Raw genomic sequence first — 12,349 nt, forward strand, 5'->3', positions numbered from 1 at the left:
AAAAGTAAAACGATCGGTTTACTTTTTAAGGTATGCGTAAAAAACAACATATCCTGAACGCTGCCGAGCGGCTGTTCTACAACAACGGTTTTCATGCCACCAGCACCGATTACATTTGCCGTGAGGCGAAGGTCTCCACGCGTACGCTCTATCAGCACTTTCCGTCGCGCGAGCGGTTAACTGCCGCGGTGATGACCGCGCGCCGGCAGCGCTTTGCCGATTTATTGTCACAGCCAGACGATCCGGCAGCCATCAGCCAGCTGTTTTCGGTGCTGGAACAGTGGATGCGGGCGGAAGGATCGCTCGGCTGCTTTTTTGCCAAAGCGTACGGCGAGTATGCGGAACAGGATGCTGAGCTGGCGGCGCAGGCGCTGGATTATCGCTACTGGCAGCGCGGCTACATCCGTACCTGCCTGGCGCACTCGCACAGAAATTCACCGTCAGCACTGGCCGATGCCATCTGGATACTGTTTGAAGGGGCGATTATGGCCGGGTTGATTGACGGTCCGCAGGCCGCGGTCACTGCGCGTCTGGCGGCTGAGCAACTGATGGCGAATACGTCATGAAAGCCTCACTCCGCCTGACGCTGAGCGGCTTTATGCTGATTGCCGTGACCTACGGACTGGCGCGTTTTGCCTGGGGAATGATGATGCCGCAGGTGGCGCAGCAGATCAGCCTCAGCCCGCGCGCATCGGGCATGCTGGCCGCCTGCAGCTATCTGGCTTACTGCCTGGCCACGCCCGGCGCCACGCTGCTGCTGGCGCGCTGGGGCGTGCGCAGCACCGCCATGCTGGCAGCGCTGACGGCCATGCTCGGCTTACTGCTGCTGGCCGCTGCCGGCAGCACATGGCTGATTGCCGGTGGGCTGTTTATCGCCGGTCTCGGTGCCGGACTGGCTTCCCCGGCGCTCGCCAGTGCCGTGAGCCGGCAAATTGACGCGTCGCGGCAAACCGCCGCTAATACGCTAATCAACGCCGGCACCGGCGCGGGCATTATTGTGTCAGTGCCCATTTTTATGCTGATGCCCGGCGGCTGGCGCGCGGCCTGCTGCTGTTTTGCCGCGCTGGCGCTAATCAGCCTGTTGCTGGCACGCTATTGCCTGCCCGCCGGGCGTGCCGATCCACAGAGATCGCCGGTTGGCTGGCGCGATCGGCTGCACAACCGCGCGCTGCAGCGGGTAATCATCATCGCTTTTCTTAGCGGTGTCGCCAGCGCGGCGTGGTGGTGTTTTGGACCGGATGTGTTACGCCAGCACAGCCACCTGAACGAGGGCCAGGCCAGTATGCTGTGGCTGGTTAGCGGCGCGGCCGGCATTCTCGGCGCGCTGACCGGTCCGCTGGCACGCTGCATCGGTATGCGTCAGGTGTACTGGCTGGCGCAGCTGGCGATGGCCGCACCACTGCTGTTGCTGGCGGCGCTCACCCACTTTAGCTACTGGCTGGTACCGGCGGCGGCGCTGTGCGGCGCGGGATACGTCACGCTGTCGGGTATTCTGCTGGTTGCGGGTGCCGCCGCCACGCCACAAAATGCGGCCTCTGGCGTGGCGGCGGCGTTTCTGACGCTGGCGATTGGGCAAATTGTCGGGGCGATACTCTTTGCGCAGCTCTACAGCAGCAGCGCCGCCACAGCCCTGCTGCTGTTCGCTGCCATCCCGGTTGCGCTGCTGGTTCTGGTACCGGCTAACCCGCCGCAGCGGGCTGATACTTAACGTCCGGTGGTGAGCCAGCGGCTGAGGATGCCGGCGCTGGAGTAGCCGCGAATGATCGCCGCGTAGCTGTCAAAGCGATTGCTCACTTCGCTCACCTGGTTGTTATACAGATCGCTCTCGGCGCTCAGGACATCCAGCAGCGAGCGGCGTCCGAGGTGATACCACTGATCGAAAAAGTCTTTGCGGATGCGGTCAGACTCGACAATTAAACTTTTATACAGCGCGGCGCGATCGGCCATGGAGTGCGCATCCTGGCTGGCGGCGCGCACGCGATTCTCCAGATCGCGCCGCTGCTCCTGCACCTGCTGACGACTGGCTTCGGCGCGTTTAATCGCCGCAATCTCCTGCGCGTTGGTTGAACCGCCGCGGAACAGGCCCCAGCTAACGTTGATTCCGGTTTGCCACGCCTGCTGGCGACCGAGCTGATCCTCACGCGTGCTTTTGGTTACCGTCCAGTTGAGCTTTGGCAGGCCGGAAGCTTTGATCGCCTCCGCTTCTTTAAACCCCGCTCGCGTTTCCGCATTGGCGCGCAGGATCAGTGGATGATAATCCAGGCTGGCCAGCTGACGATTGAGATCGCCAAAATTCATCGCCCAGCGATCGCTGGCTGGCAGCGTCACGCGACTATTGCCCATCAGGCGGTTCAGCGTGATTTCGACATCGCGCGCGCGCGACTCGGCATTCTCCAGATAACTCTGCGCCTGCAGCAATCGGCCTTTGGCCTGCGTCAGCTCGCTGCGACGACCGGTATCTGACTGCACAATGCCGCTCAGCATGGTGGTCAGTTCGGTCATGCGCGCCACGTACTGCTGGCTGATGGCAATGATCCGCTGCTGCTTGTTCCACTCAATCAGCGCGTTGCTGACCTGCATCGCCAGCTCTTCACGCTGCGCCTGCGCCGCCTGCTGCGCCGAGGTCACGCGCTCTTCGCGGCTCTCGATGGTGCGGCTGGTCTGACCGAAATCAATCAGGTTGGTCGCCATCGACACGCCGAGCGCCGGCACGTTGCTCTGACTACCGTCGCTTTTTACCCCGCCACCAAACTCTTTGGTCGCCGAGCTGGCGCTGACATCCAGCTGCGGCCAGCGCTGCCCTTTCGCCTCATCCACGCTGGCGGCGGCGGCATCGGTCTGCGCCACGGACGATTTCAGCGCCGGGCTGATGCGCCAGGTGATGCGCGCGGCCGAGAGGAATTTCTGCCGCAGCTCGGATTCAGCCACGGTTTCATCCACCGCGCCGCTCAGGCTGACCGGTGAACGCGCCACGGCGGCATCGGCGGCAGTGGTTCTGGTTTCCGCTACTGGCGGACTGACATAACTGAACTCGCTCTGTGCTTTTACTTCTGCTTCATTCACCGGCACCGGCGCAGGCTGCTGTGGGTTGAAAGTGCGTACCGATTTCAGCAGCGGATTCGTCTGCCTGGGTTCCGGCTGGCGCTGCTCCTCCGTCAGAAAACCGCCGCCCTGTACCGGCTGCACTGGCGGTGGTGCAATCGGCGCTGCTGGCGCTGGGGCCGGTGAAGGTGCCGGCGCTGGTGCCGGCTGAGCGCGTGGCGCGGCGACCGGTGGTGCAACCGGCGCGGCCTGAGGTTGCGTAAACATCGGTTGCGGTGCCGGCGCGGTTGCAAAGCGCTGGGCTGGCGCAACGGGCACGCGCTGTACCGGCACGCTGCGTACCGGTGCCGCAGCGGGGGCGGCCGGGCGATGTCCGCTCATCTCGGCAAACATCATCAGTTCACTGGTCGAATCGGCCATTACGCTGATGGCCGGGGCCATCATGACCGTAATGCAACCGGCAAGCAAAGAGAGGCGCCGCGCCGCTGCGCGACGGTGCATATCATTATTTTTCATGGTTATTAACGCTCGCGGAAGGCTTCTTTCGCCTTAAGTACCGGCTTCAGCAGGTAATCAAGGATGGTTTTCTCGCCGGTGCGGATTTCCACCGTGGCCACCATGCCGGGAATGATCGGCAGATCTTTGTTGACTGCGTGCAGCGTGCTTTTATCGGTGAGGATCAACACGCGGTAATAGGTGTCATCCGGTCGGCCGGAAGCGGCTTTCTGATCGTCTTTCAGCGTATCCGGACTGATGTATTCCACATGGCCATCCAGTCCGCCGTAGATGGCGAAGTCGTAGGCGGTGATTTTCACTTTGGCCGGCAGCCCCGGACGCAGGAAGGCGACATCAGAAGGACGGATTTTGCCCTCCACCAGCAGCTGCTCTTCCAGCGGCACGATTTCCAGGATGTGTTCACCGGGTTGAATGACGCCGCCGATGGTGTTCACGCGCACGTTTTTCACCGTGCCGCGCACCGGTGCGGTAATGGTGGTGCGCTCGACCACGTCCGCGCGGCCAATCAGGTTTTCGCTTACCTGGCTGAGTTCCAGCTCCAGCCGCGCCAGTTCGGTGTTGGCATCAGACTGGTAACGGTTACGCCGCTCGACAATCTGCGCCTGGATGTCGTTCGCCTGGCGCTGCATGCGCAGCAGTTCAACCTCAGACAGCAATCCTTTTGCCGCCAGCGGCTCCGCCAGGCGAATTTCACGCATCGATAGGGCATAGCTGCGCTGCAATGAGTTAATGCTGTCATTCAGCGCGCGCTTGCGTGATTCATAGGCCTTGGTCTCCTGCGCAACCACGGCGGGATCGCTCTGCACCTGCTCGTCAAACGTCAATGGCTGCGCGTAGGCTTCGGCACGCAGACGCGCAATGCTGCCCTTCAGGCCAATCACCTTGCTCAGCGCCTCGCGATAGCTTGATTGCGCACGCGTCGGATCGATTTTCAGCAGGACATCGCCCCGGTTGACCACCGTGCCTTCACGCACGTTCATTTCGGCGAGAATGCCGCCTTCCAGACTCTGAATCACCTGCTCGCGGCTGCGGGAAATCACTTTTCCGTCGCCTTTGGTGATCTCCTCCACCCGCGCATAGTTTGCCCAGGTGAGACCGATGCCAATTACCGCGATGATGATCCACATCACCAGTTTTGATCCCGGCGTGGTTTGCGACAGCAGGGAAGCCTGCACGTCATTCATGAATTCGGCATCCGCAGCGGAGAGATTTTTGCTGCGGCTGCGCCATGGCATTAACTTGATCATACTGCGGCCTCCTCTGCCGCGGCGACGGCGGGCTCTGACGTTGCCGAAGCATCGTTAGCCGGCGCAGGTGCGCGCGCCGCCTGCTCTACCGCCTGACGCGGCGGCTGGCGGGTTTTACCTTTACCTTCCAGCGCGGCCAGCACCTGCTCTTTCGGGCCATCCGCGACAATTTTTCCTTCCTCAACCACGATGATACGGTCGACCAGCGCCAGAATTGACGGACGATGCGTCACGACGATCAGCGTGTGGCCTTCGCTGGCGCGACGCAGATGGGCGAGGAACTGGCTTTCGGTCATGCTGTCCATGGCGCTGGTCGGTTCATCCATCAGCAGCACTTTGGGCCGCGTCAGCAGAGTTCGCGCCAGCGACACTAACTGACGCTGACCGCCCGACAGCCCTTCACCGCCCTCGCCGACCGACAGGTTGATGCCGCTCGGATGGCGCGCCGCCACGTGATCGAGACCGGTCAGATTCAGCACGCGCAGCAGTTCATTCGCGGTGGCATCCGGCCGGCCAATCATCACGTTCTCGCGCAGCGTGCCGTAGAACAGGCGCGCATCCTGGCTGACGAAGCCCACCGCTTTGCGCCAGTCGGCCGGATCGATCTGGTTAACATCGAGTCCGTCAGCAGAGATCTGGCCTTTCACCGGCTGATACAGACGCGCCATCACGCGTAACAGCGTCGATTTACCGCTGCCGATGCGGCCAAGAATCGCCACGCGCTCACCGGCCTTGATGGTCAGTGAGATGTCTTTGAGGATTTCCGGATTGGGCTTCATCGGCGGTGCCGGATAAGAGAAGCTGACATTGCTCAGCGAGATCTCGCCGGTCAGCGGCGGATCGGTCAGGTAGGTTTTGCTGCTGTCGCGATCGACCGGCATCTCCATCAGCTTATTGAGCGAGGTCAGCGCCGCTTTGGCCTGCTGATAACGCACCGCCAGACCAATCACCTGACCCAGCGGGCCGGTGGCGCGGCTGGCCAGCATCACGGTGGCGATCATCGCACCCATGGTGAAGGTGCCGGCGTTGATCAGATAAACCCCGGCCACCACCAGCATCACGGTCTGAAACTGCTGCAGAAAGGTCACCACGCCGGTTGCCAGCGTCGAATAGCGTTTTGACTTCATTGAGTTAGCCGACTGCAGCGCGCTGAAGTTCTCCCAGCGGCGCTGCATATGCGCTTCACCGCCCACGGCTTTCAGCGTTTCCATGCCTTCAACCGACTCGATCAGCACGCCCTGTTTCAGCGACGCATCGCGCAGGTTCTCCTTCATGATGCGCGCCAGCGGCCACTGGATCGCGGCGCTGACGATGATGATCAGCGGGATCATCATCAACGGGATAATGGCCAGCGGACCGCTGATAAAGAAGATCACGCCGACAAACATCAGGATAAACGGCAGATCCGAAATCGCCGCCAGCGTCGCCGAGGCAACAAAATCGCGCACTGATTCGTATTCACGGATCTGGTTGGCGAAAGTGCCTGATGAGGCCGGTTTGTGCTCCATCTGGATCGACAACGCCTGACGGAACAGCATGCTGCCCAGCACCAGGTCGGCCTTTTTGCCCGCCATGTCCAGCAGATGCGCCCGCACAAAGCGGGTAATGGCTTCGAAGATCATGGCGATGGTGACGCCAATCGCCAGCGACCACAGCGTAACAAACGCCTGGTTCGGCACCACGCGATCGTAGACGTTCATGGTGAAGAAGATGCTGGAGAGTGCCAGTACGTTGATCAGCACGGCGGCAATGGCGGCGCTGCGGTAGTAACGGCGGTAGCGCCACAGGGTGCTGAACAGCCAGTGACCTTTGACCTCCGGCAGCATTTCGCTGGCGCGCTCATCCAGTACCGCCGCCGGTTTCGCCATCACCGCAAAGCCGGCGTAAATCTCGTTGAGCTCCGCCAGGCTCATCTCCACCGCTTTATCACTCACCTCCGGCATGATCAGCTGGAAGCGCAGCTCGCGCTGATTCTCCTCATTGGTGTGAATGCGCCGCGACAGCACAATGCAGCCGCCGCCGTTCTGCCGCAGCAGAATCATCGGCATCAGCTGCTCCGGCAGATCCTGCAGGCGGCGTTCAACCATGCCGCCGGTAATGCCAGCGTTCTCCAGAGCGGTCATCGCCTGTGACGGCGACAGCAGCGTCGCTTTTGGCAGGCCGGCGACCAGCGCCTCTTCACTCTTCTCGCGTTTGTAGTGTTTGCAAATCCACGCCACGCTTTTTAACAGCGTGTCATCCACGGTGGTTTCGATACGAGCAACAGAACGCGCATCCTGCTCCACGGCATTCTGCTTCTGGTCCATCATTTCCCGACTCCTGTAAACCTGACAAAAAACGGTGGACGCATCGTCCACCGCAGACTTTTCTTTGAATTGGGAAAATTCTGACAGAAGGCAGCTTTCAGGCCGTCCAAGACTTGTCTCAAACGGTGGAGAATATTTATGAATAAAGCGGAGAAAGCCCGACTGAATGCGGTCTGGCGACCGATCGATTGCAGAATAATCGCGGCGCTGTTGAGCGCTGTCCTGGGCGTGTTATCTTAGCTGCTCGCTTTACTGCAACCGGACAAAGAGCAATGGCAAAACAGCGGGTAGGTATCGTATTTGGCGGCAAGTCGGCCGAACATGAAGTGTCGTTACAGTCGGCCAAAAATATTCTTGAGGCGATCGATAAAAACAAATACGACGTGGTGCTGCTGGGGATCGACAAACAGGGCGAGTGGCATCTCAATGATGCTTCAGGCTTTCTGCTCAACGCCGACAATCCGGCGCTGATTGCCCTGAACCGCTCCGGTGAAAACGTGGCGCTGGTGCCCGGCAGCCGCGCGGAACAGCTGATTACGCGGCAGCAGGCGCAGCCGCTGTCGCAGCTGGATGTCATCTTCCCGATTGTGCACGGCACGCTGGGCGAAGATGGCTCGCTGCAGGGACTGCTGCGCATGGCCAATCTGCCGTTTGTCGGGTCGGATGTGCTGGGTTCCGCGGTCAGCATGGACAAAGATTTCACCAAACGCCTGCTGCGCGATGCCGGCCTGAAAGTGGCGCCGTGGCTGAGCGTCACCCAGACGCAGCGCGCGGCGCTGGATGTACAGGCGGTGATCGCGCGCTTTGGCCTGCCGCTGTTTATCAAGCCGGCCAATCAGGGATCATCCGTTGGGGTGAGCAAAGTGACGCAGCCGGACGAATTCGACGCGGCGCTGGATCTGGCGTTCCGCTTTGACCGCAAAGTGCTGATTGAACAGGGCATCAGCGGCCGTGAAATTGAATGCGCGGTGCTGGGTAACGAGGCGCCAGAAGCCAGCCCGTGCGGTGAAATCGTGGTGCACGACGCTTTCTACTCGTATGACACCAAATATATCAGCGAGAGCGGCGCGCAGGTGGTGGTACCGGCTGACATCAGTGCGGAAGCCAGCGAGGCCATTCGGGCTGTAGCGATTACCGCGTTCCAGGCGCTGGAGTGCTTTGGCATGGCGCGCGTCGATGTGTTCCTCACCGAAACGGGCGACATTATTGTCAACGAAGTGAATACTTTACCCGGCTTCACCAACATCAGCATGTATCCCAAACTGTGGCAGGCGGCCGGCCTGAGCTACAGCGATCTGATCACCCGCCTGATTGAGCTGGCGCAGCAGCGTCATCAGCAATCCAGCCAACTGAAAAGCAGCGTGTAACCTGCGATGGCGTGGCTCAGGCCACGTCATGCGCCATGCTGCGCGGCGCGATTGCCGGTGAGGTCTGATTGCGGCCGTTGCGCTTGGCAACGTAAAGGTGTTTATCCGCCGCTGACACCAGCCGGTTGATTACCCCCGGCCATTCACGTTCGTTAACCGCACCGCCGCGCGCCAGGCCGAGGCTGACCGTCACGGTCACGGTGTTGCCCTGAATCCAGAACTTCTCTTTCACCATTGCCTGACGAATCACTTCGGCCAGCTGAAACAGCTGGCTGTGGGTGTAATCAAATACCACCACCACGAACTCTTCGCCGCCAAAGCGGCACACCAGGCCGCGACTGCCAACCACGTGCTGAATACGGCGCGCAATTTCCTCCAGCACGCCATCGCCGGCATCATGGCCGAAATTGTCATTAATGGCTTTGAAGTAGTCGACATCCAGCATAATCACGCCGGCTTCACGCTGCAGGGAAAACGGCTGCTGGCGCAGGTTTTCATACAGGCCGGAGCGCGACAGTAGCTGGGTGAGGAAATCGTAATTGGCGCGCAATGCCAGGCGATGGTTAAGCTGGCGAATGGCGTCCATGCTCACCGCCACCAGCAGCGGGCTGAGCGCTACGGTGGCCACACCGAGCCGTGCGGAAGTGAGATGGCTGATGGGCAGCAGCGAATCATCGCCCTGAATATTCATCACGCCGTGCGAGACCAGCACGATCTCGGTGATGCCGGTGAACAGAATCACCAGACTGGTGATCGGAATCGGCAGAACAATGGCACACCAGATCAGCGCCGGCACCGGGAAGGTCAGACTGCCCGCGCCACCAATCAGCGCCCCCACCGTGAGCGACAGCGCCACGGCGAGCAGCGGCAGCAGCCTGCCCGGGTGTACCAGCGTCCGCAGCGGCACGCTGCGCAGAGGACGCGTCAGCATCACCGGGAGCAGCATCAGCGAGGTAGAGAACTGCTCGCTGAACCAGTCGGCCCACGCCACCACAAAGCGCGCGTTGAAATCGATATCCTGCGCCCATGCGCCCCAGGTGGCGCAGGCTGCTGCGCCGAGCAGGCACGCCGGAAAGATGCGCATGGCGTTGAATACCTGGCTGTTTGCGGTTGGCGATTGCAGATGCTTAATCAGCATGCTGACTGACACCAGGATAAACAGGATATTGGCAAAATTAATCGTCACCGCTGGCAGTGCCCAGCCGGAAAAAACCGTATCGTTGAAAATCATGGCGGCAAAACACACCAGATAACTGGAGGTGGTGTGTAAAAACGGGTTGCGCACCATCAACCCGGCGATAAGGGCATTCACTGGCCAGAACAGGGAAAACTCTTCGGGAATACGCAGGTGGCTGCCAATAAAGCAGAAGAACAGCGTAATAAGACACAGCGAAAGAGCATTCTTTTTAACATTATTCTCTTCAAACAGCTTAACGCGCATACGTCTGAACCCTGTAACCTGAAATCGCTGCCATCCGTCGCTGGCATCAGCAATCATTTAACCTGAAAAATCCGTGCGATAATTCGCTAATTAAACCGGTGTTCGTCGCCCTGCTCTGCGACTGAGCGGCGCTCACTCTGCCATGAAAGCCAGAGACGAGCTACCAGCCCTGCCAAAAGGGAGTGAAACAGGCAGGCGCTGTGAGCGGCAATTATGCCGTATAAATAAAAAAATCGGATATCCGGGATATCCGATTCTGGCGAAAAAAACTGCATGACTGCGCGCGGGAACGTTATTTCACCGCCACCGGCCACTGGCTCAGCCGGATGCCGCGCTCACCGGCGCTATCCCCGAAATCCTGCAGTACCGCTTTCACGTCCGGATCCATATACTCGGCGTTATCGTGATCGACAATCACCACGCTATTTTCCGGGATCTCCGCCAGCAGCCCCTGCAACTTCGGGTTGTGCATGAAGGTCAGGTTTTGCTGAAAGCGCAGCACGTAATGGTCGTCATAGCGGGTAAGCTGCAGCGCGTTGCGGTGGCTTTGGTAGATGCTGCACAGAATCTGCGTCGCGATACCGATACCAATCCCAGCCAGCATGCCAAACCCAATGATACCGCCGATGGTGGCAAGAAACGGCACGTACTGCTGCGCGCCCATGCGAATCTGTTCGACGAACAGGCGCGGCGTTGCCAGCTTATAGCCGGTATACAGCAGCACCGCCGCCAGGCTGGCGAGCGGAATCGCGTTAAGCAGAGCGCTGAACCACAAGCCACAAATCAGCAGCAGCACGCCGTGCAGCAGAATCGACAGTTTGGTTTGGGCACCAACGCTGACGTTGACCGAACTGCGCACAATCACCGCGGTAATGGGCATCGCGCCGAGCAAGCCGGCGGTCAGGTTACCGATGCCCTGCGCGAACATCTCTTTATTCGGTGACGGCGCCGGGTGCTGCGGACGCAGTTTTTTCAGCGCCTCCTGGCTGAGCAGCGTTTCAAGGCTGGCCACCAGCGCCAGCGTAATCGCTACCACCCACACCGACGGATTCTGCCACGCCAGCCAGTCAGGGGTTTCCAGCTCCGCCACCAGCGCCGACATACTGTCGAACGCCGGCAATACGATACGCGGCAGGCCTTCGCCGAGGCTGGGAAACAGGCGATCGCCCAACACCGTGGCGAGGCAGCCAAACAGCACCGCCACCAGCGGGCCGGGCATCCAGCTCAGCGCTTTAACCGCTTTGATCGCGGGCGTGGTCCACAGCCACAGAATCAGCAGCCCGCTACCGGCCACCAGCATCGCGCTGAGCGAAAACGAAAACTCCCCGCTGACCAGCGACTGCAGACCGGCATCGCTTGCTGCGCCCAGCGCCACCGGAATCTGCTGCATAATCAACAGCAGGCCAATGGCCGCCAGCATCCCTTTGATGACGCTACCTGGCACCAGTGAGATAAAACGACCGGCGCGCAGCAGGCCGAGCATGCACTGCAGCAAGCCAGCCAGAATCAGCGCGGTGAGAAAAGCGGAAAAGCTGCCGAGCGTCTGGATTGAGGCCACAACAATAGTCACCAGCCCCGCCGCCGGGCCGCTCACGGCAAAGCGCGAGGGACTGAGCGCGGTAACCAGCAGACCGCCGATCACCCCGGTGAGCAGACCGGCAAAGGGCGGCAGACCGCTGGCCTGCGCGATGCCCAGACACAGTGGCAGCGCCACCAGAAACACCACCAGACCAGCAGGAATATCCTGACGAAGCGTTTGCAGATTCATGATGAGGGTTCCTCTGACGATTGCTGTATTAACTCTTTCAGATGGCCGGACTGCAGGTCATAAACGCAGCCAAATACATCCAGTTGCTGTCCGGCCTGCCAGGCCTGTTGCACCGGCTCGCAGCGCACCAGCTGGCTAAACTGGGCGATGACATTGGCTTCAACCAGCCGGTTAAGCTTGCTGCTCTCCTCTTCCTGCGCGGGACTGGCGTGATAGGCCACCAGCCCGTGCTGCAATGCGCGCCGCAGCGCGGCAATGCGCCTGGCAAGCGCCGAATCCTCCTGCGCTAACGGGCTGGCAGGCAGACCCAGCGCCGCCTGCACGCCGCCGCAGCCGTAGTGACCGCACAGCACAATGCGCTCGACGCCGAGATAAAAAATCGCGTACTGCAGCACGCTGAGAAAGTTGTCATCATCGGGTAGAACCATATTGGCGATGTTGCGGTGCACGAATAGCTCGCCCGGATGCGAGCCGGTCAGCACTTCTGCCGGTACGCGACTGTCGGAACAGCCAATCCATAAGGAGTGGGGTTTCTGCTGATGCAGATATTGTTCAAAGTAATCTGGATTACGCTCGCGGCGCTGGAGTGCCCAACTGCGATTTTTCGCTAATAAGGGTTTAAGGGTCGTCACAATTATCTTCTCTCTGTATCCGCAAATAGC

The 12,349-nt window shown here is 60.4% G+C and carries 9 protein-coding genes; 3 read left to right on the plus strand and 6 right to left on the minus strand.

The window, feature by feature from the left end:
* The first annotated feature begins 32 nt into the window (after positions 1–32).
* Positions 33–566: a TetR/AcrR family transcriptional regulator gene (locus C1Y42_RS14625; RefSeq protein WP_104093844.1), complete on the plus strand. Its 534-nt coding sequence runs from the start codon at positions 33–35 to the stop codon at positions 564–566.
* Positions 563–1,708, plus strand: coding sequence for an MFS transporter (locus tag C1Y42_RS14630; protein ID WP_104093845.1), 1,146 nt, complete (start codon positions 563–565; stop codon positions 1,706–1,708). The genes C1Y42_RS14625 and C1Y42_RS14630 overlap by 4 nt, the downstream gene beginning before the upstream one ends.
* On the opposite strand, the gene C1Y42_RS14635 is transcribed toward C1Y42_RS14630, so the two are convergent.
* From C1Y42_RS14635 to C1Y42_RS14645, 3 genes are read right to left on the minus strand one after another with little or no spacing between them, the layout of a single operon-like run.
* Complete coding sequence (locus C1Y42_RS14635) at positions 1,705–3,558, minus strand: TolC family protein (RefSeq protein WP_104093846.1); 1,854 nt, start codon at positions 3,556–3,558, stop codon at positions 1,705–1,707. The two genes, C1Y42_RS14630 and C1Y42_RS14635, sit on opposite strands and share 4 nt — an antisense overlap.
* Before the next feature lie 5 nt (positions 3,559–3,563).
* Positions 3,564–4,805, minus strand: coding sequence for an HlyD family type I secretion periplasmic adaptor subunit (locus C1Y42_RS14640; RefSeq protein ID WP_104093847.1), 1,242 nt, complete (start codon positions 4,803–4,805; stop codon positions 3,564–3,566).
* Entirely contained in the window at positions 4,802–7,114 is a 2,313-nt protein-coding gene (locus C1Y42_RS14645) for a type I secretion system permease/ATPase (RefSeq protein ID WP_021509682.1), read from the minus strand. Before C1Y42_RS14645 ends, C1Y42_RS14640 begins: the two co-directional genes overlap by 4 nt.
* Positions 7,115–7,383: 269 nt before the next feature.
* On the opposite strand from C1Y42_RS14645, the gene ddlA reads away from it, so the two are divergent.
* On the plus strand, positions 7,384–8,478 hold the full coding sequence (gene ddlA / locus C1Y42_RS14650; protein WP_021509683.1) for a D-alanine--D-alanine ligase: 1,095 nt from the start codon (positions 7,384–7,386) through the stop codon (positions 8,476–8,478).
* Positions 8,479–8,494: 16 nt separating this feature from the next.
* Here ddlA and C1Y42_RS14655 read toward each other — a convergent pair whose 3' ends face one another.
* From C1Y42_RS14655 to C1Y42_RS14665, 3 genes are all read right to left on the minus strand, one after another.
* On the minus strand, positions 8,495–9,919 hold the full coding sequence (locus C1Y42_RS14655; protein ID WP_104093848.1) for a GGDEF domain-containing protein: 1,425 nt from the start codon (positions 9,917–9,919) through the stop codon (positions 8,495–8,497).
* Positions 9,920–10,211: 292 nt separating this feature from the next.
* Entirely contained in the window at positions 10,212–11,687 is a 1,476-nt protein-coding gene (locus C1Y42_RS14660) for a SulP family inorganic anion transporter (protein WP_164861056.1), read from the minus strand.
* Entirely contained in the window at positions 11,684–12,325 is a 642-nt protein-coding gene (locus C1Y42_RS14665; RefSeq protein ID WP_031280142.1) for a carbonic anhydrase, read from the minus strand. The genes C1Y42_RS14660 and C1Y42_RS14665 overlap by 4 nt, the downstream gene beginning before the upstream one ends.
* Between the last annotated feature and the right edge of the window lie 24 nt (positions 12,326–12,349).

Source organism: Pantoea sp. ICBG 985 (genome assembly GCF_002928365.1).
Classification (GTDB): Bacteria; Pseudomonadota; Gammaproteobacteria; order Enterobacterales; family Enterobacteriaceae; genus Pantoea; species Pantoea dispersa.